The organism is Streptomyces sp. NPDC055400 (genome assembly GCF_053644375.1).
In genome coordinates this window covers 469,289-491,988 of record NZ_JBSHLM010000005.1, presented here as the reverse complement: position 1 = coordinate 491,988, position 22,700 = coordinate 469,289, and the positions used below count along the sequence as shown (strand labels likewise).

18 protein-coding genes are annotated in these 22,700 nt (G+C 71.0%); 12 read left to right on the top strand and 6 right to left on the bottom strand.

The window, feature by feature from the left end:
* Positions 1-19: 19 nt before the first annotated feature.
* Positions 20-730: an ATP-binding cassette domain-containing protein gene (locus tag ACWIGU_RS16395; protein ID WP_454401389.1), complete on the bottom strand. Its 711-nt coding sequence runs from the start codon at positions 728-730 to the stop codon at positions 20-22.
* Between the two features lie 176 nt (positions 731-906).
* Here ACWIGU_RS16395 and ACWIGU_RS16390 point away from each other — a divergent pair, with 176 nt between their 5' ends.
* The gene (locus tag ACWIGU_RS16390; protein ID WP_454401387.1) at positions 907-1,794 is read left to right on the top strand and encodes a hypothetical protein; all 888 of its coding nucleotides are present in this window, start codon (positions 907-909) and stop codon (positions 1,792-1,794) included.
* Positions 1,795-2,280: 486 nt separating this feature from the next.
* On the opposite strand, the gene ACWIGU_RS16385 is transcribed toward ACWIGU_RS16390, so the two are convergent.
* Together ACWIGU_RS16385 and ACWIGU_RS16380 are read right to left on the bottom strand one after the other, a co-directional pair.
* Entirely contained in the window at positions 2,281-3,783 is a 1,503-nt protein-coding gene (locus ACWIGU_RS16385; RefSeq protein ID WP_454401386.1) for a long-chain-fatty-acid--CoA ligase, read from the bottom strand.
* Entirely contained in the window at positions 3,734-4,843 is a 1,110-nt protein-coding gene (locus tag ACWIGU_RS16380) for a TauD/TfdA family dioxygenase (protein ID WP_454401384.1), read from the bottom strand. The genes ACWIGU_RS16385 and ACWIGU_RS16380 overlap by 50 nt, the downstream gene beginning before the upstream one ends.
* 253 nt (positions 4,844-5,096) lie before the next feature.
* Here ACWIGU_RS16380 and ACWIGU_RS16375 point away from each other — a divergent pair, with 253 nt between their 5' ends.
* The 9 genes from ACWIGU_RS16375 (at position 5,097) to ACWIGU_RS16335 (ending at position 15,553) form a co-directional block, all read left to right on the top strand.
* Positions 5,097-6,113, top strand: a complete 1,017-nt coding sequence (locus tag ACWIGU_RS16375) for an AraC family transcriptional regulator (protein WP_454401382.1) — start codon at positions 5,097-5,099, stop codon at positions 6,111-6,113.
* Between the two features lie 190 nt (positions 6,114-6,303).
* Positions 6,304-7,413, top strand: coding sequence for a 3-keto-5-aminohexanoate cleavage protein (locus ACWIGU_RS16370; protein WP_454401380.1), 1,110 nt, complete (start codon positions 6,304-6,306; stop codon positions 7,411-7,413).
* A gap of 110 nt (positions 7,414-7,523) precedes the next feature.
* Positions 7,524-8,495, top strand: a complete 972-nt coding sequence (locus tag ACWIGU_RS16365; protein ID WP_454401378.1) for a quinone oxidoreductase family protein — start codon at positions 7,524-7,526, stop codon at positions 8,493-8,495.
* Positions 8,496-8,529: 34 nt separating this feature from the next.
* Positions 8,530-9,405, top strand: coding sequence for a TauD/TfdA dioxygenase family protein (locus ACWIGU_RS16360; protein ID WP_454401376.1), 876 nt, complete (start codon positions 8,530-8,532; stop codon positions 9,403-9,405).
* Positions 9,406-9,409: 4 nt separating this feature from the next.
* Positions 9,410-10,690, top strand: a complete 1,281-nt coding sequence (locus tag ACWIGU_RS16355; protein ID WP_454401374.1) for an MFS transporter — start codon at positions 9,410-9,412, stop codon at positions 10,688-10,690.
* Positions 10,687-11,280, top strand: coding sequence for an RBBP9/YdeN family alpha/beta hydrolase (locus ACWIGU_RS16350; protein ID WP_454401372.1), 594 nt, complete (start codon positions 10,687-10,689; stop codon positions 11,278-11,280). The genes ACWIGU_RS16355 and ACWIGU_RS16350 overlap by 4 nt, the downstream gene beginning before the upstream one ends.
* The gene (locus tag ACWIGU_RS16345; RefSeq protein ID WP_454401370.1) at positions 11,277-13,238 is read left to right on the top strand and encodes an acetoacetate--CoA ligase; all 1,962 of its coding nucleotides are present in this window, start codon (positions 11,277-11,279) and stop codon (positions 13,236-13,238) included. Before ACWIGU_RS16350 ends, ACWIGU_RS16345 begins: the two co-directional genes overlap by 4 nt.
* Positions 13,239-13,386: 148 nt before the next feature.
* Positions 13,387-15,141, top strand: a complete 1,755-nt coding sequence (locus ACWIGU_RS16340; RefSeq protein ID WP_454401368.1) for a hydroxysqualene dehydroxylase — start codon at positions 13,387-13,389, stop codon at positions 15,139-15,141.
* Between the two features lie 226 nt (positions 15,142-15,367).
* Entirely contained in the window at positions 15,368-15,553 is a 186-nt protein-coding gene (locus ACWIGU_RS16335; protein ID WP_454401366.1) for a hypothetical protein, read from the top strand.
* Between the two features lie 81 nt (positions 15,554-15,634).
* Here the strand turns inward: ACWIGU_RS16335 and ACWIGU_RS16330 are convergent, their stop codons facing one another.
* On the bottom strand, positions 15,635-16,240 hold the full coding sequence (locus ACWIGU_RS16330) for a GOLPH3/VPS74 family protein (RefSeq protein WP_454401364.1): 606 nt from the start codon (positions 16,238-16,240) through the stop codon (positions 15,635-15,637).
* A 441-nt stretch (positions 16,241-16,681) separates the two neighbouring features.
* On the opposite strand from ACWIGU_RS16330, the gene ACWIGU_RS16325 reads away from it, so the two are divergent.
* Complete coding sequence (locus ACWIGU_RS16325) at positions 16,682-18,730, top strand: hypothetical protein (protein WP_454401362.1); 2,049 nt, start codon at positions 16,682-16,684, stop codon at positions 18,728-18,730.
* 21 nt (positions 18,731-18,751) lie between these two features.
* Here the strand turns inward: ACWIGU_RS16325 and ACWIGU_RS16320 are convergent, their stop codons facing one another.
* Positions 18,752-20,389: a translation initiation factor 2 gene (locus tag ACWIGU_RS16320; protein WP_454401360.1), complete on the bottom strand. Its 1,638-nt coding sequence runs from the start codon at positions 20,387-20,389 to the stop codon at positions 18,752-18,754.
* 226 nt (positions 20,390-20,615) lie between these two features.
* Between ACWIGU_RS16320 and ACWIGU_RS16315 the strand changes: the two genes are divergently transcribed.
* Entirely contained in the window at positions 20,616-21,071 is a 456-nt protein-coding gene (locus ACWIGU_RS16315; RefSeq protein ID WP_454401358.1) for a hypothetical protein, read from the top strand.
* 62 nt (positions 21,072-21,133) lie between these two features.
* Here the strand turns inward: ACWIGU_RS16315 and ACWIGU_RS16310 are convergent, their stop codons facing one another.
* Complete coding sequence (locus tag ACWIGU_RS16310) at positions 21,134-22,480, bottom strand: diaminopimelate decarboxylase (protein ID WP_454401613.1); 1,347 nt, start codon at positions 22,478-22,480, stop codon at positions 21,134-21,136.
* Positions 22,481-22,700: the final 220 nt, after the last annotated feature.

Sequence of the window (22,700 nt, the reverse complement as noted above, 5' to 3'; positions counted from 1 at the left end):
CGGACCGGCCGCCCGTGGGTCACGCGGGCTCGGACGCGGGCGGCCGGGTGGGACCGGGCAGCTGGGCGGGGCGTGCGTGTTCGTACTGGTCGGCCTGGAGGCGGTACATCTGCGCGTAGCGGCTCGCGGGTTCGGCGGCGAACAGCTCGGCGTGACTGCCCTCCTCGATCAGCCGGCCCTCGTCCAGCACGAAGATACGGTCGACGCGGCGCACCGCGGCCATGCGGTGGGTGACCAGGACGATGATGCGGTCCGGGCCCGCGAGGCCGAGGATCTGGTCGAAGGCGCGCTGCTCCGCGTCCGGGTCCAGTGCGGACGTGGGCTCGTCGACGATGACCATGCAGGCGTCGCGGAAGTGGGCGCGGGCCAGCCCGATCTTCTGCCACTGTCCGCCGCTCAGGTCGCTGGCGCCGCGGAAGTTCTTGCCCAGCAGGGTGTTCATGCCGTGGGGGAGCCCGGCGATGTCGCGGTCCGCTCCGGCGTACGCGGCGGAGGCGCACAGGTCTTCGTCGGTGACGTCGCGGTCCGGCTGGCCGATGCGGATGTTGGCCGCGGCGGTGAAGGGCCAGCGCTCGAAGGTCTGGGTGAGCAGGCTGACGTGGCCGAAGAGTTGCTGCCGGTCAGCTTCGGCGATGTCCACGTCGTCCCAGTGGATGCGGCCTTCTCCGGGTAAGTGCAGGCCGGACAGCAGGCGCACGAGGGTCGACTTGCCGGAGCCGTTGGGGCCCACGAGGGCGACGACGCTGCCGAGTTCGATGCTGAAGGAGACGTTGTCGACGGCCGGTTCGTCCCGGCCGGGGTAGCGGAAGGAGACGTTGTCGAGGCGGATGGTCCGCGGGCGGGCAGGGCGAGGCCGCCCTCGGGGATCGCCAGGTCCTCGGCCTGCTTCAGGAAGTCGGTGAGGTCATGCACGTACAGGGACTGCTCGTGCAGCTGGCTCATGGTGTTCACGAGCGCACCGATGCCGGCGGAGCCCGCGTTGATGGCCATGATCGCCGTGCCGAGGACGGCGACGCTCATGCGGCCGGTCAGGCACAGACCGATCATCACCGTGAAGGTGAGCGCGTATCCGAGCCCGGACAGCGCGGACGCGGCCAGTTCGGTACGAGCCTTGTCCTTGGCCAGTCGCTCCTGTTCGCTCTCGGCGGTATGCGCCATGATCCGGTAGTGGCGCAGCAGGAACGCGCCCACGTGGTGCACGCGCACCTCAAGGGCCGCGGTCACCGAGGTGAGGAGATTGGACAACACCCGGCTGGCCCGCAGGTGTTCGATCCAGGTCATCGTCGAGAAGTAGCGCTGCTGGGCCACGCGCATCACACCCCAGCCGCGCGGCGCGACGATCAGGAACAGCATGGGCAGCAGTGCCGGATTGAGCACGGACAGCACACCGCCCGCGGCGACCAGCGCCAGCACGCTGTTGATCGCCGCGACACTGGCACCGATCATGTGACGGGCTTCGTTGGCCCCGAACTGGGCCCGGTCGATCAACTCACGAAACGTACCGTCCTCGATCGCCGACATCTCGACCCGCTGACATGCCGCCAAGTACTGTTCGGACGCGGCGCGTTCGACCTTCGGCTCCAGGCTCCCGGCTGCCGCGGTGGACCGGGAGGCGAGCAGCGCGTTGGCCGCCAGCACGACGGCCGTCATCACCACGGCGGGCAGCGCGTCGCGCAGGCCGCGCACGTCGGTGCCGGCGGCGACGACGGCGTGCAGAGCGGCGTTGACGGCGAGCAACTTCAGTGCGGCCGCGATGCCTTGGCCCACTTCCGTCACTCCTACGGTGATCAGTGAGCGTCGGTCCGTGCGCCAGGCCAGTCGGACGGTCTGCAGCACCAGGTGCGGCAAGGACCTCAGAGCACTCCACAGAGTGAGGTCGAGGCGGGCGTACTCGTGCTTGCTCCAGCCCGCGTCGTAACGCAAGGGTCCGCCGAACAGCTCCCTCTCACTGGCCGAGACAACGGGAGCCCCCGGCTCCGGACGGCGCAACAGCCTCATCCACCTGTCCCCGTTCCGCTCGACACCTGATGCTGCTCCATGTGACCTCCTACGCCGACGATCGGACAGATGCTCGGAGAACGGGGGCGATCTGTGACTCGTAACGGTGTTGAGGGGGCGATTTGTCGCTCGAAAGTTCGAACGCGGGGAACGCGGCAGGTGGCCTCCGGCGGTGGTGCCTTCATCTACTTTCCGCATCACCCGTGCGGGGTTGGTTACCCATTTGAGGGATGGCGTGTCGCGCGGAGGGCGGTTCCGGCCGGATTCGGGTGCGTCGCCGGATCAGGCTCCCGAAGGTGCCGGCGGGGCGAGCACGATGTCCCGCTTGAGGATCTTGCCGGTCGCCCCCTTGGGCAGCGCGTCGACGAATCTCACGATCCGCGGGTACTTGTAGGCCGCCACCCGCTGCCGTACGTAGTCGCGCAGTTCGTCCGTCGTGGTGCCTGCGCCGGGCCGGAGCACCACCACGGCGGCCACCTCCTCGCCGCGCGCCGGATCGGGCACACCGATCACCGCCGCCTCCGCGACATCCGGGTGCCGGTACAGGACCTCCTCGATCTCGCGCGGATAGACGTTGTAACCGCCGCGAATGACGAGGTCCTTCTTGCGGTCGACGATGAAGTAGTAGCCGTCCTCGTCGACGCGGGCGAGATCGCCGCTGTGGAACCAGCCCTCCTGGAACGCCCCCGCCGTGGCGTCCGGCCGGTTCCAGTACCCCTTCATCACGTTCTCACCCCGGATCACCAGCTCGCCGACCGCACCGGGGCCGACCATCCGGCCGTCATCCCCGACGAGCCGCAACTCGACCCCTCGCACGGGAAGACCGATGGAACCCGGCTTACGGGGCCGGTCCGGCGGGTTGAAGCAGGCCACCGGCGATGTCTCCGACAGGCCGTAGCCCTCCAGCACCGTGACCCCCAGCTCTCGCTCGGCGGCGTGCAGCAGTTCGACGGGCAGCGAGGCGCCGCCCGAGACCGCAAGACGCAGCCGCGGCAGGGCCGGCCCGATGCCGGTCTGGAGCAGCGCGGTGTACATCGTGGGCACGCCCAGGAAGACCGTCACCTCGTCGCGGCGCATGGTCTCCAGTGCCGCCGCCGCGTCGAAGCGAGGCAGGAGGGTCAGACAGGCGCCCGCAGCGACCGCGGTGTTCAGGGCGCAGGTCTGCCCGAAGGCGTGGAACAGCGGGAGCCCGCCGAACAGGACGTCGTCCGGCCCGACGCACAGCAGCGTCCGGGTCGCCGTCAGCGCGTTGCTCACCAGATTGCGGTGCGTCAGCTCGGCACCCTTGGGCGTCCCCGTCGTGCCGGAGGTGTAGAGGATCACCGCGGTGGCGTCGTCGGCGTTCACGGCCGCTTCGGTCCACGGCACGGCGAGGCGCAGTTGCGCGTCGAGGGTCACCGGGTCCGCGACCAGGCACTCCGCGCCGGCCGCCGCCGCCGCCGGCACGGCCTCGCCGGAGGCGGAAGGCGCGGCCACCACGAACCGGGCGGCACAGTCCTGCAGCACGAACGCCATCTCGTCCGCCTTCAGCAGCGGATTCATCGGGACCACGACGCCGCCCGCGCGCAGGATGCCGTAGTACACGACGGGAAAGTGCACGACGTTGGGCAGGACCATCGCCACCCGGTCGCCCGCGCGCACGCCCCTGGCCCGCAGCAGGGACGCGAACCGGGCGGTCAAGTCGTCGAGCTCGCCGTACGTGAGGACGCTGCTGCGCTGACGGACGGCGGTCCGGTCAGCGTGGGACCGGGCCGAACGCGCCAGGAGTGCGCAGAGGTCGGACATGTGGCTGCCTACCTTTCGTCGGGGTGTGCGGGGTGCGCGGGGTGCGCGGGGTGATCACATCGCGAGGCGTGACCCCACCGCGCCCACCGGGCCCGGAGATCTCATCACCCCAGAACTCCACTGGCAGGACGCGTGATTGATGAGGCGTCAGCCACAACTGCAGCAGATGCCGAGGCCGTTCGCGCTGCGGCCTGTCCTCGTCGTGCGGTGCGCAGGTGTGCAGGACCGCGTGATTGTTGAGGAGCAGCAGGTCGCCGGGGGCGAGGTCGATGTCGAGGCGCAGCTTTGGCGATGACGCCGCCTCGTCCATCAGGTCGAAAAGCTCCCGATCGGCCGGACTCAGGCGCGGCACCTCGGGAAACCGCTGCGCCGACTCCAGACGGTCGCGGTCGTAGCGCAGGCTGAGCCTCTCCCCGTCCCGGTGGGCGAGCGGCACGGCCTGCCAGGGGAGTTGGCCCGGGAGCTGTTCTCCGCGGCGGTCGAGGAAGTGTGTACGGCTCAGGCCGTCCAGGAGCTCGGGCCGGCGAGCCAGCACGGCATTGTGCACCGCCGCCGAGCCGGCGAGTGTCGTACGCCCGCTGGAGCCGCCGCCCGCCCGCAGGCACAGCAGTGCGAGCGCGTCGGCCGGTTCGGTGCGCGGCGACAGCGCGGCCCGTGCGTCGGGCGCGTCCCGCAGATGCCTGAGCATGTGACCGGTCGCGTCCTGCGACACGGGGATGCCGAGGTGCTGACCCACACCCCACAGGAGGACACCGGCCGCCTCCTCGCTGTACCGCTCCACCGGGATGCCTCTGACCAGCACGAAGCCCCGGCCGTTCTCCAGCTCGTCGGCCACACTCCGCAGCTCGCCCGCCAGGGTCGGCAGCGGGAAGTCGCCGGCCGTCACCTTCAACAGAGGCGTGCCCCGGGCGCGCACCGTCCGCACGGCCGCGTCCAGCTCGTCGAGCCCGGCCGGTGACAGGTGCAGCGCCCAGGCGCGGGAGGCTGCGAGATCCCGTCCCCGCCACACGGCCGGACCGGTGCAGGGGCGGCGGGGAAGTTCTGGGGATTGCCCACGCACCACATTCATCCTTTCTCCGTCGGGGAATTCCGTGAGAGGCAGGTGCCGAGACATGGATTCACCGGCTCTTTCACGGCCTCTATCGCCGAGATATCGACCCCTTTTCAAGGCGGCGATACTTTGCCAAGGTGTCGTCCATCGGAATTCCGTGCGTGCTTCGCGGTGCTGCCACGCTAAGTCACGACCCCGGGAGTCGCTTGACGTCACGGGACGAATGACTTATCAATCTGGGACACAGCCCTGGAGCGCGCCGATGAAACCGCTGGTCCGCAACGCGGCACTGAGCCGCTACATCGAGGTCAGCCAGTCCCTCGGCATCGACCCCCGTGCCCTCATGAAGCGCGTGGGCCTCGACCCCGTCGGACTCACGATTCAAGACCGCTGGATCCCCGGCGCGGCCGTCGCCGAGCTGCTCGAACTGTCGGCGGCAGCGGCGCGGCGCGATGACTTCGGCCTGCTCCTGGCGGAGCGGCGCCGTTTCTCCAATCTCGGCCCGATCAGCCTCGTCCTGCGCGAGGAACCCGACGCGCGCAGCGCCCTGCGGCTCCTGGTGCGCCACGAGCGCATGTACAACGAGATGCTGCGCAGCAGGCTCACGGAGGCGAACGGTCTCGCCACGGTGAAGGTGAGCCTCGACGGCGAGGCGCGCGAGGCCCGGCAGTCCGTCGAACTGGCCGTCGGCGTGGTCCACGGATTCCTCCGGGTGTTCCTCGGCGCCCGATGGCAGCCGCTGTCCGTGTGCTTCTCCCACGGCGCACCCCTCGACCTCTCCGCACACCGGCGATTCTTCGGGCCCGTCGTGGAATTCGACCGGGAATTCAACGGCGTCGTTTTCTACGCGGCTGAACTCGACACCCCCAACGCGATGTCGGACCCCTTGCTGCGCGGCTACGCCCGGCAGTACTTCGACTCCATCGCGGTCTCCGAGGACACCACCGAGCTCGACCGGGTGCGCGAGCTGATCGAGGTACTGCTGCCGACGGGGCGCTGCTCCATCGAACAGGTCGCCGGCAGCCTCGGCGTCGACCGCAGGACCGTCCACCGGCATCTCGCCGCGTCGGACGAGACCTTCTCCTCGATCGTCAACGCCACACGCACGCGTCTTGCCCAGCAGCTCGTGGCGAACCCGAGCCGTTCCCTCACCGAGATCGCCGGGCTCCTCGGCTTCTCCGCGCCCAGTGCCTTCTCCCGTTGGTTCCGTGACCAGTTCGGCAGCAGCGCACGCGAATGGCGCGCTCACCGGGCCGCCACCGGCCCTGTCCAGGACTGACCACCGGCCCTGTCCCCACCCGGCCACCGGCCGTTTTCCCACCCGGCCACCGGCCGTGTCCCCAACCGGCAAGTCTCCTGTCACCTGTGGTGAAGCGCCGCGCGTAACCCGCTCTTAACGTGGCCGTACGGAAAGGGCCACCACGGCTCGACAGCTCAACGCCCTTGCGCCAGCTGTCAGTTGGGCCGGTGTGCCCACGAAGGGCCTGCCGCCCGGCGCGTCCACGTACCAGGAGATGACCATGCACTTCCTCGACGACTCCCTGCTGCACGAGAACCAGCAGAAGCTGGTGATCCAGGCGGCCCCCTACGGCCCCGAGTGGCTCCCCGGTGACGCCGACGACCTGCCCCTCACCATGGACGAGCACGTCCAGGCCGCCGTGGACTGCTACAACGCCGGTGCCACCGTGCTCCACATTCACGTACGTGAGCTTGACGGCCACGGCTCCAAGCGCATGTCGATGTTCAACGAACTCATCGGCCGGCTGCGCGAGGCCGTCCCGGACATGGTCCTGCAGATCGGCGGTTCCATCTCGTTCGCCCCCGAGGACGAGGGCTCCGAGGCGAAGTGGCTCAGCTACGACACCCGCCACCTGCTGGCCGAACTCGACCCGCGGCCCGACCAGGTGACGATCGCCATCAACACCAGCCAGATGAACATCGTCGAGATCATGTCTGACGACGACCTCGCCGGGACCTCCATCGCCAAGCCCGATTACTACGCGGCGTACCGGGACATGGTCGTCGAGGCGGGCCCCGACTTCTACCTCGAACACCTCAAGCGTCTGCGCGCGAATGACATCCAGCCGCACTTCCAGCTCGCCACCCTGGCCCAGCTGGAGACCGTCGAGCGTCTCATCCGCAGCGGTGTGTACACCGGCCCCCTCGTCCTCAACTACGTGGCCATCGGCGGTGGGTTCTCCGGGCGCCACCCGGCCGACCTCATCGAGTTCGTCCGCCGTGTTCCCGACGGCGCCGTCCTCACCATCGAGTCCTCGATGCGCGCCGTCGCCCCCATGAACGCCATCGCCATCGCCCTCGGCGTCCACGTCCGCGTGGGCAACGAGGACAACCTGTGGGCCCGTAAGGGCGAGCCCATGAGCTCGGTGCAGCAGGTCGAGCAGATGGTCAGCATCGCCGACACGCTCGGCCGCGACATCGCGAACGGCGCGGAGGCCAGGGAGATCTACCACATCGGCGAGTACTACGCCGGCACCGACGAGACCCTGGCCGCGCTCGGCATGGTGCCCAACCGGCGTCCGGGCCAGCGCGGCTTCATGCTCGGCGGATCCGCCCGCTGACGGCAGCCAGACAAGCCGAGCAAGGCGAGCAAGCAGCACACGCCGCACAAGCCCAGCAAGCCGCACACACCGCCGCACACGCCGAACAAGCAGAACGAAGAGAGCATCCCGTGGCATACGCCATCCGCTTCCACGAGACCGGCGGCCCCGAGGTCCTGCGCCGCGAACAGGTCACCGTCGGCGCCCCCGGCCCCGGCGAGGTCCGGGTCCGGCACGAGGCCGTAGGCCTCAACTTCGCCGACACCTATTTCCGCACCGGCCTGTACCCGGCGCCGCTGCCCGCGGGAATCGGCGTCGAGGCCGCCGGTGTCGTCGAGGCCGTCGGCCAGGGTGTCACTCACGTCGGCGAGGGCGACCGCGTCACGTACACCGGCAGCCCGCTCGGCGCGTACAGCTCCGAGCGGGTCATGCCCGCCGGTTCCCTGATCCGGCTCCCCGACGGCATCGACTGCGAGACCGCGGCCGCCATGACCATGCGCGGCCTCACCGCCTCGTACCTGCTGCGCCGTATCCATCCCCTGAAGCCCGGGGACACGATCCTGCTGCACGCCGCCGCGGGCGGCGTGGGGCTGATCGTCTGCCAGTGGGCGAAGCTGCTCGGCCTCACCGTCATCGGTACCGTGTCCACCGAGGAGAAGGCCGTACTCGCCCGCGCCCACGGCTGCGACCACACCATCCTGTACCGGCAGGAGAACGTCGCTGAGCGCGTGCGGGAACTGACCGACGGGGCCGGTGTCCCGCTCGTCCTCGACAGCGTCGGCAAGGACACGGTCGCCGGGTCCATGGCCTCGCTGCGCCGCCGCGGCCTGCTTGTCTGTTTCGGCACCTCGTCCGGAGTGCCGCCGCTGGACGCGATGAAACTCGTCCAGCACGGCTCCCTGTTCGTGACCCGGCCGGCCCTTGCCGACTACATCGCCGACCCGGCCGAGCGGGACGACCTCGCCGGGGAGCTGTTCGGCCATGTCGCCGCCGGCCGCATCGGGATCCGGGTCGGCCAGCGCTTCGCCCTCGACGACGCCGTGACCGCGCACCGCACGCTGGAAGCGGGCCGCACCACGGGCTCGTCCGTCCTCGTCCCCTGAGCCACCCGTCCCCCGTACCCCCTGGAGAACGCCCATGCCCCGGACCGCTGCCCGCACCCGGATCCAGGTCGAACCGCTGACCTGCACCATCGGCGCCGAACTGCACGGCGTCCAGCTCGGCGACGCCGTCCATGACGACGCGCTCTTCGCCAAGATCAAGGAACTCCTGCTCCGCCACAAGGTGTTGTTCCTGCGCGACCAGGACATGAGCCGCGAGGAACACGTCGCGTTCGCCTCCCGGCTCGGGCCGCTGGAGGACCACCCGGTCCTCGGCAGCGACCCCGACCACCCGGGCCTCGTCCGCATCTACAAGGACCTGGACAGCAAGCCCGAGCACTACGAGAACGCCCTGCACTGCGACGCGACCTGGCGCGACCGTCCGCCCATGGGCGCCCTGCTCCGCTGCGTCGAGACGCCCGAGGTCGGCGGCGACACGATCTGGGTGAACATGGCCGAGGCGTACCGCAGGCTCCCCGAGCACATCCGCGCCCAGATCGACGGACTGCGCGCCCGGCACAGCATCGAGGCCAGCTTCGGCGCGGTCATGCCGACGGAACAGCGCCACCAGCTCAAGGCCCGCTACCCGGACGCCGAGCACCCGGTCGTGCGCACCCGCCCCGAGACCGGAGAGAAGATCCTCTTCGTCAACTCCTTCACCACCCACTTCGTCAACTACCACACCCCCGAGAACGTGCGGTTCGGCCAGGACCACGCGCCCGGCGCGAGCCACCTGCTCAACTACCTCACGAGCCAGGCGGCCGTCCCCGAGTACCAGGTCCGCTGGCGCTGGACCCCGAACAGCGTCGCCCTCTGGGACAACCGCTCCACGCAGCACTACGCGGTCCAGGACTACTGGCCCGCCGTCCGCAAGATGGAGCGCGCCGGCATCGCCGGTGACAGGCCCTGCTGAGCCGATGTCCCGTCGCTACGCGTGGCTGGTGTTCGCCCTCAGTTTCGGGCTGTTGCTGTCCGACTACATGTCGCGGCAGGTACTGAACGCGGTGTTCCCGCTCCTGAAGGCCGAATGGCTGCTCTCCGACACCCAGTTGGGGTCGCTGAGCGGCATCGTCGCCCTCATGGTCGGCCTGTTGACCTTTCCGCTGTCGCTGCTCGCGGACCGCTGGGGCCGGGTCAGGAGCCTGGTCCTCGCGGCGGTGGTGTGGAGCCTGGCCACCCTGGGCTGTGCCGTCTCCGCGAGCTACGGCCAGATGTTCTTCGGCCGCTTCATGGTGGGCGTCGGCGAGGCGGCGTACGGGAGTGTGGGCATCGCGGTGATGCTGAGCGTCTTCCCGGTGGGCCTGCGGGCCACGCTGTCGGGCGCCTTCATCGCGGGCGGCGCCTTCGGCTCCGTACTCGGTGTGTCGATCGGCGGTGTGGTGGCCCAAGACCTGGGCTGGCGCTGGACGTTCGCCGTCATGGGCCTGTTCGGGCTGGTCCTGGCCGCGGTCTACGCCGTCGTCGTGACGGAGCGGAGACTGGCGCCGTCCGGCCACGGCACCACCGGCCCCGCACCGGATACGGGAGGCCCGGTACGGACCTTGCTGCCCCGGCTGTTCTCGTCAGTGTCCGTGCTGTGCGCCTACGTCGGCAGCGGCCTGCAGATGTTCATCGCGATGGCACTGCTGGCCTGGATGCCCAGCTTCCTCGACCGCTACTACGGCTTGCCGCCCGGCAGGGCCGGACTCGCCGCCGGAGGATTCGCGCTGATCACCGGGATCGGCATGATCGGCGGCGGCATCGTCAGCGACCGTCTCGGCCGCAGCAACCCCCACCTCAAGTGGACCGTCGCCCTCGTGTGCAGCTTCGGCTCGCTGGTCCTGCTCGCCGGCGGGTTCCAACTTCCGTCCGGCGTAGCGCAACTCCTCGTCATCGGCGCCGGGACGCTGCTGTGCAACGCAACAGCGGGACCCGCCGCCGCCATGGTGGCGAGCCTGACCCCGGCCGCCGTCGCGGCGACGGCCATGGCGACGCTCACCCTCGCCAACAGCCTGCTGGGCCTGGCACCCGGCCCCGCGGTGACCGGCATGCTCGCCGACCGCCTGGGTCTGGACGGCGCACTCCGCCTCGTCCCGCTCGTCGCCATCGTGGCGGGCCTGGCGTTCGCCCTCGGCAGACGCCACTACGACAAGGGCCTCGTCTCGGCATCGGCCCCGGCCCCGGCTCCCGCCCTCGAAAAGACGGAGATCCCCACATGAACCCCGCTCCCGCGCCCACGGTCGTGCTCGTGCCCGGCCTGCGCGACCACGTCCCCGACCACTGGCAGACGGTCCTCGCAGCCGGCCTGGCCGGTTCCGTGACCGTGCCGCCCCTGACGGACCTCAGGCTGAGCCGCGACGCGCAGGTCACCGCTCTGAACGACGTGGTGTCCGGCATCGAGGGGCCGGTCGTGCTCGTCGCGCACAGCGCCGGCGTGCACACCACCGTGCACTGGGCGGCCCGGCACACCCGCCCGGTGCACGGCGCCCTCCTCGCGACGCCGCCCGACTTCGACACCCCGCTGCCGGACGGCCACCCCGCACCGCAGACCCTGCGTGACAACGGCTGGCTGCCGACGCCTGGCGCCACGCTGCCGTTCCCCAGCGTGGTCGCGGCGAGCACGAACGACCCCTTGGCCCGCTTCGACCGGATCGCCGCACTGGCCGACGCGTGGGGCAGCCGTCTGGTGGATCTCGGCCCGGTGGGACACCTCAACCCCGCCTCCGGGTACGGCGAGTGGCCCCGCGCCCTGGAATTCCTCCAGGCCTTCGGCTGCCGTACGGCACCGGACCCGAAGGTGTCGGCGTGAGCGCCCGGAACTCCAACATCACGGAGTTCCTGGCCTGGTTGGCGCAGGAGCGCGGGCTGTCGTTCACCGACTACGCCGAGCTGTGGCGGTGGAGCACCGACGACCTGCCCGGCTTCTGGTCGGCGGTGTGGGAGTTCTACGGCCTGGACACGGTCAGCGACTACGACGAGGTGCTCGCCGATGCGAGGATGCCCGGCGCGACCTGGTTCACCGGAGCACGCCTCAACTTCGCGCAGCAGTGCCTCGCCCACGCCACCGACGAACGCCCCGCGCTCATCGCCGTGTCCGAGACCGGCGACCCCGTGGAGATCTCCTGGGACCGGCTCACCAGGGAAGTGGCCGGCACGGCCGCGGCCCTGCGCGAGATGGGGGTCCGCCCCGGTGACTGCGTGGCCGGGTACCTGCCGAACATCCCACAGGCCGTGGTCGCGCTCCTGGCCACCGCCGCCGTCGGCGCGACCTGGACGGTGTGCTCTCCGGAATTCGGCACGCCCAGTGTCCTCGCGCGGCTGCGCCAGGCCCGCCCGAAGGTCCTGATGGCCGCGGACGGCTACGTCCACGGCGGCAAGGAATACGACCGGCGCCCGCACATCGCCGAGATCCTGGACGGCCTGCCCACGGTCCGCGACCTCGTTGCCGTCGGCCCCCTGCGCGCGTCCGCCGGTGGACCGGCATGGTCACGGCGGGCGGACGTGACGCAGCACAACTGGTCCGACCTGGCCGACCGCGAAGCCCAACTCACGTACTCCGACGTAGCGTTCGACCATCCGCTGTGGATCCTCTGGTCTTCGGGCACCACCGGCGTCCCGAAGGGAATCGTTCACGGCCACGGCGGCATCGTCGTCGAACTGCTCAAGGCACTCGGGCTCGGCGCGGACCTGCGCGCCGACGACCGCTACCTCTTCCACACCTCCACCAGCTGGATGGTGTGGAACTTCATGGTCGCGGGCCTCCTGCACGGCAGCACGCTCGTCCTCTACGACGGCAGCCCCACCCACCCCGACATCAACGGTCTCTGGCGGATCGCCGAACGCACCCGCGCCACGACGGTCGGCGTCGGTGCCGCCTACCTGATCGCGGCGGAGAAGGCGGGCGCCCACCCGGCCGCCGACACGGACCTCGGCGCGCTGCGGACGATCCTGCAGACGGGGTCGGCGATGCCCGACAGCACCTGGCACTGGGTCCACGACCGGCTCGCCCCCGACGCCCGGCTCCAGTCGATCTGCGGCGGCACCGACATCTGCTCGGTTCTCGCCGGAGGCTCCCCACTGCTGCCGGTACGCACGGGCCGGCTTTCCGGCCCCTCCCTGGGCGTCGCCCTCGCCTCCTGGGACGCCACCGGGCAGCCGCTCGTGGGGGAGCAGGGCGAACTCGTGGTCACGGCACCCCTGCCGTCGATGCCGCTCCACTTCGTCGACGACCCCGGCCACGAGCGCTACAGGAGCAGCTACTTCGACGTCTATCCCGGCGTGTGGCGGCACGGCGACTGGGTCACCCTGGACTCCGACCTGTCCGTCGTCGTGGCCGGACGCTCCGACTCCACGCTCAACCGCATGGGCGTGCGCATGGGATCCGCCGACCTCTACGCCGTCGTCGAACGGCTCCCGCGGATCGCGGACAGCCTTGTCATCGGCGCCGAAATGGCGGACGGCCAGTACTACATGCCGCTGTTCGTGGTGCCCGCGGACGGCGAGCGGTTCGACGACGCGCTGCGCGACGAGATCGTCGGCGCGATCAGGCACAGCCTCTCTCCCCGGCACGTCCCCGACGCCGTAGTCCCCATCGAGGCCGTGCCCCGCACCCTGACGGGCAAGAAACTGGAGGTCCCCGTCAAGCGCATCCTCCAGGGCGCCCGCGTCACGGATGTCAGCGCGGAGGGCGCGGTGACCCGCCCCGACATGCTGGCGTGGTTCGCGGACTTCGCGGCCGGGCTGGGGCAGAGCCGAAAGCGTGGGTGAGGCGCATGACGGGACGAGCCCGAACGTCCCGGCACAGGGCGCCCACCACGTGTGAAAGCTGCGAATATCGCGGGCCGCTCGTTCCGATCTTGAGCAGTCGCCCCTAGCGTCCCGTCGACAGCAATGTCGGACGGGACGGGGGAGCACGATGCCGGGACGCAGGCAGTTACTGGCCCTGGGCGGATCGATGGCGGCGGCGGGCGCACTGGGGCTGCGGCCCTCGCGGGCGACCGCGGCGCAGCGGGCACGTACGAAAGTGGCGGTGCTCGGCGGCGGGATCGGCGGCCTCACCGCCGCCCACGAACTCGCCGAGCGCGGCTTCGACGTCACGGTGTACGACCGGCGGGCCGAGTGGGGCGGCAAGGCGCGCAGTGTGCCGGTGAGCGGCACGGCCTCCGGTGGCCGCCGCGATCTGCCCGGGGAACACGGCCACCGTGGCTTCTTCGGCTTCTACACCAACCTGCCCGACACCATGCGCCGGATCCCCTTCGAGGGGCAGGCACACGGTGTCCGGGACAACCTCACCACCGTGCCGTACTTCGCGTTCAACCGGGAGAACGGGAAGGGCGACCTGTACCTGCCCACCCTGCCGGCCGGCACACGCACCCTCGACCCCGTGACGCTGCCGGCCGTCCTGGAGGGCCTGCTACGGGTCATGCCCCAACTCCTGCCGCACGAAGTCGTGTTGCTCGCCCGCAAGCTGGCGATCGTCATGACGAGCTGCGACGAGCGGCAGTTCGGGCAGTGGGAGCACCTGAACTGGCTGAAGTTCATCGAGGCGGCGGGCAAGTCCGACTTCTACCAGGTGATGTGGGGCGGCTCGGCGAAGGTGATCCAGGCACTGCGCCCCGAGACGGCCAGCACGCGCACCTGCGGGCAGGGCATCAGCAAGATTCTCTACGCGATCCTCGGCATGGGCCCCGACGGCCCTTTCGACCGGATCCTCGACGGCCCCACCAGCGAACGCTTCATCGACCCATGGGTGCGACATCTGACCTCGCTCGGCGTCCGGTTCGCGACCGGGCATCTCGTCGAGTCCCTCGAACTCGGTTCCGACGGTCGCATCACCGCCGCCCACGCCCGCACGGCGGCCGGGCCCGCGCGCATCGACGCCGACTGGTTCGTGGCGGCTCTCCCGGTCGACCGGGTACGGCAGTTGTGGTCCGACGGCATCCGCCGTGCGGATCCGCGGCTCGCGGCGATGGACAAGCTGCGCACGGCCTGGTGCCAGGGCATCGTGTTCTGGCTCAAGGAGAGGTTCCGCGGACCGCTCGCCCATCTCAGCCTCATGGACTCGCCGTGGGCGCTGTGCCCGGTGGCGCAGTCCCGCTTCTGGTCGGAGCCGTTCGCCGGTACCTGGGGCGACGGGGTGGCCGCCGAGTCCCTCTCCGTCGTCATCTCCGACTGGGAGACACCGGGCCGGATCCATGGAAAGCCCGCGCGGCAGTGCACGCCGAAGGAGATCGCCGAGGAAGTCTGGGCGCAGATGAAGGCGGGTCTGGAGGACAACGGCGATGTCGTCCTGCCCGACGGCATCGTGCACTCCTGGTTCCTCGACCCGGCGGTCGCCCGGGCCGCGGGCGGTGGGCTCACCAACGACGACGAGTACTTCCTCAACGACGTCTCGTCCTGGGAACTGCGCTCCGAGGCGGTCACCGCGATCCCGAACCTCTTCCTCGCGGGCGACCACGTCCGCGCCCACAGCAACACCGACTTCACGTGCATGGAGACGGCGAACGAGACGGGCCGGCGCGCCGCGAACGGCGTCCTCGCGGCCGCGGGAGCCGACGGCGCGGACGAGGTCCGCCTCTTCACCGGCGCCGAGCCGCCCGGCTTCGACGTGCTCAAGGCCACCGACCGGACGCGCTACCGCCTCGGACTGCCGCACGTACTGGACTTCTGAGGGCCTGGGACTCCGGCGAATCAGCAGGGGCAGGCATCTCCGGCTGGCGGCTGGCGGCTGGCGGCTGGTGAGCCGAGGCCCGTCGAACACTCCACAGGAAACGCCGTACGGTGCCGCCGTCGGCCGCCGATGAGTTCGCCCTGAAACGATGGGCGGCGCACGGCGACGAGACCGACCCTGCCTCGCTCGGCGACACCGGGTCCTGGACCCAGCTCAACGAGCGGGCATGGGGCCGGCGAGGGCGATGCTCCTGCACGGGATGCGGCTGGCGCGGGCGGCCGGGGCCACTCACATGGCCGTCGCCTGCCTGGGCGCGCCGGGGCATCCCCAGGCGCGCGGGCTGTACGACGGCGTCGGGTTCCGGGAGCTGACGCGGGACGCGCCGCTCATCAGGACCAGGACGGCGGCCTGAGTCGCCGGGAGCCGTGCCTCGCCCGCGGCCCACCGTCGTCAGCACACCGTCTCAGGCCATGGGCCGGGTCAGGGACCGCCCTCAGTAGCCGCGCCAGACGTTGTCGTACGCCGCGTCCTCGATCGCCCTGCGCTGCCGTACGGCCTGCAGCTCCTGGACGGCGTTCCCGACGGCGGCCAGTACCGCCGCGACCGCGTCCCCGGAGAGCTCGGGCGCGTCCTCGGCCGGCTCCTCCCGGATTCCGGCGGCGGCCGCCAGCGCGGCGAACACGGGTTCACCCGACGTCAAGCGTTCCTCCGCCTGGTGCCGGTCCGCCGAGTCGACCGGCTCCGTCCGCCCGGTCCGCAGTGGATTGCGCAGGCCCCGCGGCCGGGCCGTCAGCCCCTGCCGCTCCAGCTCGTCGACGTACGCCGAGGAGAGCCCGCGGCCCCGGCGCCACAGCCAGTCCTCGACCGACTCGTACGGCTCCTGCCGCACGAGAGCCCCGGTGGCCTCGTCCAGCAGGCGGTCCCCTGTCGGTGCCTGAGCGCTGGGCAGGATGCGGTCGCCGTCCAGGACCAGGGCCTTGGCTTCGACGAGGTCGAACACCTCGGCTCCCGCGAGCGCCAGCGACAGCTCGCCCTGCTCGACGGGGTGGTCGGGTGTCACCCCCAGGGCAACGATCGCGAGGTCACGTGCGGTGGTCATCAGCGGCTCCACATGAGTTGGCCGAGTGCGGGCGAGAGCGTCGGCGGCTCTCCGGTCGATTGTCGCCGCAGCTCGGGCAATGTGTGCGCTGTTACGACCATGTCGCGCGGGAATTCGATCCGCGCCAGGGAGGGGGCCAGAACCGCGGCAGGGAGGGGGCCGGAAGATCGTCATCTGCGCGGAGGAGAGCTCCATCTGGAGCAATCCCCGAAGAGCTCATGGCCGCCGGCGCTCAGCCCTCGGGGCGCAGCAGCCCGCTCTGGTGCGCGCCGAACTGCCGGCGGTGAACGGACGGCCGGTGTGGTGAGGACCCGTCAGGCCGCCCTCTGATGGACCAGTTCACCTGCATTCCGGACGGCGAGGGAGTCGTCCTGGAAGAGTGCGACTTCCGTGCATATCCTGAGCAGTTGGACCGGGACGAGAGGGGCTGAGAAGCATCACATGAGGGTCGAACTTCCGCCGGAACCGGCGCACTTCGTCGACCGAGACGAGCAACGTGGGCGCGTAGTGCGGGCGGTGGAGGAGTGGCGGGGGCGTTCCCGGCCCTTGGTCGTGGCCCTGAGCGGGCCGGGAGGTGTGGGCAAGACGGAGCTGGCCCACCTGGTCGCACGGGTTCTGCGCGACCGTTTCCCGGATGGTGTCCTGTCGGCCGACCTCGACGACTTCCGGCTGAGCGGCATCGTGGACACCGGCGACGTACTGGCGCAGCTGCTCGAGTCCCTCGGCACGGATCCGACCCTCTTGGCGGCGCGGTTCAAGGCGCGGTGCAAGCAGTACTGGTCGAAGACCGCCGACGCGAGACTGATCCTGATCGTCGACAACGCACGGTACGCCTCGGAGATCGTCCCGCTGCTCCCGGCGTCGGGCGGCAGTCTCGTGATCGTCGCCAGCCACGGCCCGCTCCATGACCTGGAGGACGGTGCCGCAGTAGGCCTGCCGCTGCCGCCACTGGAGGAGTGGGCGGCGACGGAGCTGCTGGGGCTCGTGGTTCAGGACCCCCGGCTCGCCGCCGACCCCGATGCCGTACGGACGCTGGTGCGGCTGTGCGACGGGATGCCGGCTGCCCTGCACGTGGCCGGGCGGTGGGTGCGCACGCATCGGCTGCGGCCCTTGGCCCGTCTCGTCACGCAGCTGCGCGGCGAGCTGGACGAGAAGGGAATCCCCGGCGTGGAGCAGGTATGGGACACCGCTTACGACGGCCTGTCCCGGCCCGCGGCACTGCTCTATCGCCTCCTGCCTCACCACCCCGGCGCGACGTTCACGCCGCACTCGGCGACGGCACTGCTGGGGCTGGGACCCGACGCGGCCGAGGACGCGCTCGAGGAGTTGGACAGGGCAGGATTACTGGACCTGCGCGCGGCGTTGGGCCCCGGGGACGGCCGCATGCGGCTGCCCGGCCCGCTTCGGGCACATGCCCTGCGTCGGTCGCGCACGGATGCGCGGGACGGAGAGGTGGAGGAGTCCCTGACGCTCCTGCTGCGCTGGTTCGTACGGCAGGCGCAGCGGGCCGACCGGTTTGCCGCGGGTCGGAGGCTGACCGTCGTGGAAGAGTTCGATGCCCGTGCCGGAGCACCGGATGTTCCTCTCGAGGATCCGGCGGAGGCAGAGGACCCGGCGGTCAAGGCCGAGCGGGCCGAGCGCGCTTCCCAGTGGCTGTACGAAGAACGGCACGCGCTGTTCGCGTCCGTGCGGCTGGCCCACGAGCGAGAGTGGGACGCCGAGGTCGTGGCGCTGTCCGAGCCCATCTGGACGTTCGCGCTGGACCATCCCCACCAGTCCGACGTCGTCGGCGCCTTCCGGCTCGCGGTGGCCTCCGCGGTCCGGTGCGGCGGGCCCGCTTCGTGGCTGGTGCGCACACGATGCCAGCTCGCGCGTTACCTGTGGGAGAGCGGACTGTATGACGAGGCGGGACGCGAACTCGACGGCGCCGAAGCCGTCCTCGCACTCCTTGGAGACGATCAGCGGGACCGCAAGCTCGCCGCATCGACGATCGAGTTCCGCGGCATGCTCCATGGAGCACGAGGGGAATGGAGGGCCGCCGTCACTCACTTCACCCGCTCCCGCGACATGCACCTCGCCATTCCCAACCCCTACGGCGCCATGCTCCAGACCTATCGGCTGGGTGAGGCCGAGGCGGCACTCGGCGAGCTGGAGACGGCGCACCGCCTGCTGTCCGAAGCCCATGCCGAGGCCGCGGACCAGCACCGCGAGAGGATGACCCGGCGCACCGGATTCGCGCTCGCCGGCGTGCTGTGCCGCCTCGGCCGGACGGCGGAGGCCCGGCCGCTGTACGAGGAGTCGCTCAGGGGCGCACGCCAACGGCGTTCCGGGTTCGACCAGGCACGCATCCACGACGCGATGGCCGCCTTGGCCGATGCGGAGGGACACAGAGCCGAGGCCGTGGAGCACGAGGCGGCTGCCCGCGACATCAGGCGACGCAACGGGCTGGACGACGACGGTGCCTCTCCCTACGGATCCCGCCCGGAATGACAACCCGGCACTAGACGGGCCCTAGACGGGCTGAGCGCCCTCGCCGCTCGTCGCCGGGCGCAGCAGGAGGCCGAAGGTTCGCTCGCCGATCCAGCAGGTCAGGCGCGTCGGCACGGCCGGTTGTGTGCGACCGGCGAGGAGCCAGGCGTGGACGGCGGAGGCGAGCGTGGCAGGGTCGGCGCGGACGACCCGGCCGCCCTCGTTCCTCGGCTCGACCTGGACGGCGTATGCACGGGCATGGCCACGGAATCGGAACAGACACACCCCCGACGGCAGAATCGCGGCGGCCGAACGGCACCCGGGGTAAGCGGACAACGCATGCCTGGCCCACGCGTCGGCCGTCCACGAGAGGTCCGCCCGGGTGGCCGGTGAAGGGTGCGCTCGTCGGTACAACAGGCCTGCGGAGCGGGTGAGTTGGTCGCCAGAGGTGTTCTGTTCCACGGCCAGATGGTGACCGGGACGGCCGATGCCTGCGGGGCGCCGTGCGATGCGGATGCCCTCCATGGTGACCTCGGCGTCCACGTCGAACGCCGTGGGTGTGCGTTCGGCGGGACGGGGAGGGGACAGGAGCCGCGGCGGACTGGCCACGGCCGGGGGAGTGAGGCCGAGCAGGGCGTACAGCTCGGTCCGCAGCCTGCTCAGCGCGCGGCCTTGGTGGGCGAAGGCCGCCTGCGCGGCTTGCCGCCCGACACCTGGCCGGTACGCGTCGAGCGCGTCCTCCACGGCTTCGACGGCTCCCAGCCGAGGGATTCGGCGCAGCAGCGAGTCCATCGGGCTGCCGGGGATCAGCTCGGAGCCGCCCTGGTAGGCGCTGACGACGGGCCGGTCCTCGGCGGCGCAGTAGTACAGAGCCGTCGATCCATGATCGGTGATCAGTGCATCGGCTGCGATGAGAACGGAGGCCCACTCTTCGTGGGGGTATACGAGCACCATGCCCGCATCGAGGGCCGGTGCGAGTCGCTCGGTCAGGTCGTAGCTGCCGAGGAGGCTTCGCTCATTGGGGTGCACCACCAACGCCAACTGGTAGTCGTCCTGCGGGAGTTGAGCGGCGAGCTGGGCCGGCAGGTCGGGGGTCCGCCGCAGGAGCGACTCGGGTCCCCACGTGGAGACGAGAACGAGAAGCCTGCGTGGGCCCGTGTGGAGTGCTGCCCGGTACTGCTCGCGCAGCGGGCGGGAGGCGAGGACGCGCTCCAGAGTGGGGTCGCCGGTCACCTTGGCCTGCTGGGCGGCACGCTCGTCGGATGCGGCGAGCCGAGTTACTTGATCGGGATGAGCCACCGCGTGCAGCGCTATCGGCGCGTCACTGTCGTTGCGCCGGAGGAGGTTCGCGGCGTCGAGCCCGGTCGCCGAGTCCGAACCCTCGCCAGGGATCCACTTGTTGTATCCGGCGCCGTGCGGCAGCAGCACATGCCGCCCGCGCAGCAGATGAAGGTCGCCCTTGGGACTGGCCGTGAGGACCAGATCGTACGAGCGCCTGCACGCCTCGCCCCACGGCACCGTCCGGCCGCCGACACTCTCGATGGCCGCGAGAACGTCGACACCGAATACGGAACCCGGCACCAGTGTGAACAGGCGTGTGATCCGGTCGTCGCCGGAGAGCGCGGGGAGTGCGTCGAGAAGGCGGTACAGGGCCACCGCTGAGCGAGCGGCAAGAAGCACCGTCGCCCGTCGCCCGTCGCCCGTCGCCCGTCGCCCGCAATTCTCCGATTCTAGTGGGGAGCGGACGGCGGGAGTCGCTGTTTCCGCAGGTGGGGGCTGGTTCGTTGGCGTCCTCCGGCGACATGATGCGATCGTACCGTTCGTGGTGTCCGGGGCAGACGGTGACTTGGGACGCACATGCGCCAGGAGTTGTACCCCGCGTAAGGGGCATGGGGAGGATCTCAGGATGGGTGAGTGGGGCATTGCGCTGGTCGCGGCGGGGGCGGCGATCGCCGGCAGCATCGTCACGGGCTGGTACACCCGTAACGCGGGCATCCAACAGGCCGCCGCGGCACGCCATGCGGGTGATCGGCAGGCGGACGCGCTGCTCGACTCGGTGCGGCTCACGCTGCGGGGAGAGGCCGATCAGCGTGGGTCCGCCCGTCGGCGCCAGGTCTACGCGGAGTTCCTCGGAGCCGCTGAGGCCCGGATCCTGACCGAGCGGACCGGGCGCGGTCAGGCGGACGACGAGATCGTGCTGCAACGGGCTCTCGGCGGAGTCGTGTTGGAGGGGCCGGCAGAGGTGGCCCACGCCGCGACCGTCTTCGTGGACGGCCTGCGCCGGCACCTGGCGCTGGACGACCTCGACCGAGCGAAGCTGGCCTTTGTCGCCGAGGCCCGGCGGACCCTGAACACCCTCTGACGGGCGGCGCGGCAACCACGTGCGCCAGCGGGCCGCAATCATCACCCAGGTGGGGAGGGGTCCTACGAGGAGGCCCGGGCGGTCAGCCCGAGAAGCGAGCCGGCCTGCGCCGCACCGGACTCCGCGACCACCTCGGCCACCGTCTGCGCGGGCCTGACCGGAGCGAACGTCACAGCGCCCGCATCGGACACGGCATATCCGTGGACAGCGGGACGCGGCAGGCTGTTGTAGTGGAAATGGGTCGAGAAGTAGTAGGCCCCGGTGTCGTACAGCGCGACCAGATCACCGGGCGCCAGCTCGGGCAGCTCCCGCTCCCGCGCGACCAGGTCCCCGGCGAAGCAGCACGGCCCGGCGACGTCCTGTACCAGCGGCTCGGTCGTCCTGGGCCGCCCGGCGGGGTCGTACGCGCCCACGCGCAGCGGCCACGACTCGGGCGCGAACACGGTGCGCGTGGCCACCTGCGCGCCGGCGTGCGTGACGGCGATCCGCCGGCCGCCGGAGGTCTTGGTGTACTCGACGTACGCCATGATCAGCCCCTGCTTGGCCAGCAGTGAACGGCCGAACTCGGTGACGAGCGTGTAGCGCCCGTCGAACAGGCCGGGCACGGTCTCCCGCAGCAGCCGCGCGTACTGCGCGAACGTGGGGGTCACCTCGTCCGAGGCGAAGTTCACCGGCAGGCCGCCGCCGATGTCGAGGGTGTCGATCTGCTGCCCGCCGACATGCGCGTTGATCTTCTCCGCCAGCTCGTACGCGGCCCGCACCCCTTCGGCCATCAGTTCCAGGGCGACACCCTGGGAGCCGGTGTGGGTGTGCAGCCGGGTCATCCACGGGCGCAGCCGGTACGCGTCGAGCACCCACTGTTCCGCGCCCTCGTCGCGCAGCGCCACACCGAACTTGGACGTGGCCGTCGCCGTGCTCATCGCCCCGATCGAACCGCTGCCGACCTGCGGGTTGACCCGTAGGCCCACGGGCGCGCAGCCGGCCCCGAGACCGGCGACGACGGCGTCGACACGGTCCAGCTCCTGCGGGTTGTCGGCGTTGACCGCGATGCCGTGGGCGAGAGCGTCGCGCAGCTCGTCCATCGTCTTGGCCGGGGAGTCGAAGACGATCCGCTCGGCGGGGACGCCCGCGGCGCGGGCCAGTTCCAGCTCACCCGCGCTGGCCACCTCCGCGCCGATGCCCTCCTCGTTCAGCAGCGCGAGGACCGGCACCAGCGAGGCGGCCTTCACCGCGAACGTGTGCTGCACCGGGACCCCGTCGAAGGCGAAGGCTTCGCGCAGCTCGCGGGCGGCGCCACGGATCCCGTCCACATCGAGCAGGCCCAGGACCGGCGCCTGCGCGCCGACCAGGCCCTGCTCGGCGGCGGCGCGCACGGCCGCCTCCCTGCGGAGGACGGAGTCCGGGGCCATGGTCATGAGGTTCCTGCCTTCTCGCTGCGCACTGCCGGCTACGTGCCCGGGGGACCGTCCGCCGGGCGGGCCGCCGACTGCGGCGGCCGCGGGCGGTGTCCGTGCCACCGGCTCGTCGCCCGTGCGCTCCGCCCCGGTTCACTGTGCGGCCCCGGGCCTCGCGCTGTCTGCGTGCTCCGGCACGAAGTCCGGGCCGCTCCCGTCGTGGACGCGCACAACC

Coding starts and splice junctions, on each gene's coding strand:
- ACWIGU_RS16390 (WP_454401387.1), top strand. CDS start 907: ATGCACGTACAGGGACTGCTCGTGCAGCTGGCTCATGGTGTTCACGAG.
- ACWIGU_RS16385 (WP_454401386.1), bottom strand. CDS start 3,783: ATGTCCGACCTCTGCGCACTCCTGGCGCGTTCGGCCCGGTCCCACGCT.
- ACWIGU_RS16375 (WP_454401382.1), top strand. CDS start 5,097: ATGAAACCGCTGGTCCGCAACGCGGCACTGAGCCGCTACATCGAGGTC.
- ACWIGU_RS16360 (WP_454401376.1), top strand. CDS start 8,530: ATGCCCCGGACCGCTGCCCGCACCCGGATCCAGGTCGAACCGCTGACC.
- ACWIGU_RS16355 (WP_454401374.1), top strand. CDS start 9,410: ATGTCCCGTCGCTACGCGTGGCTGGTGTTCGCCCTCAGTTTCGGGCTG.
- ACWIGU_RS16350 (WP_454401372.1), top strand. CDS start 10,687: ATGAACCCCGCTCCCGCGCCCACGGTCGTGCTCGTGCCCGGCCTGCGC.
- ACWIGU_RS16340 (WP_454401368.1), top strand. CDS start 13,387: ATGCCGGGACGCAGGCAGTTACTGGCCCTGGGCGGATCGATGGCGGCG.
- ACWIGU_RS16335 (WP_454401366.1), top strand. CDS start 15,368: ATGGGGCCGGCGAGGGCGATGCTCCTGCACGGGATGCGGCTGGCGCGG.
- ACWIGU_RS16330 (WP_454401364.1), bottom strand. CDS start 16,240: ATGACCACCGCACGTGACCTCGCGATCGTTGCCCTGGGGGTGACACCC.
- ACWIGU_RS16325 (WP_454401362.1), top strand. CDS start 16,682: ATGAGGGTCGAACTTCCGCCGGAACCGGCGCACTTCGTCGACCGAGAC.
- ACWIGU_RS16315 (WP_454401358.1), top strand. CDS start 20,616: ATGGGTGAGTGGGGCATTGCGCTGGTCGCGGCGGGGGCGGCGATCGCC.
- ACWIGU_RS16310 (WP_454401613.1), bottom strand. CDS start 22,480: ATGGCCCCGGACTCCGTCCTCCGCAGGGAGGCGGCCGTGCGCGCCGCC.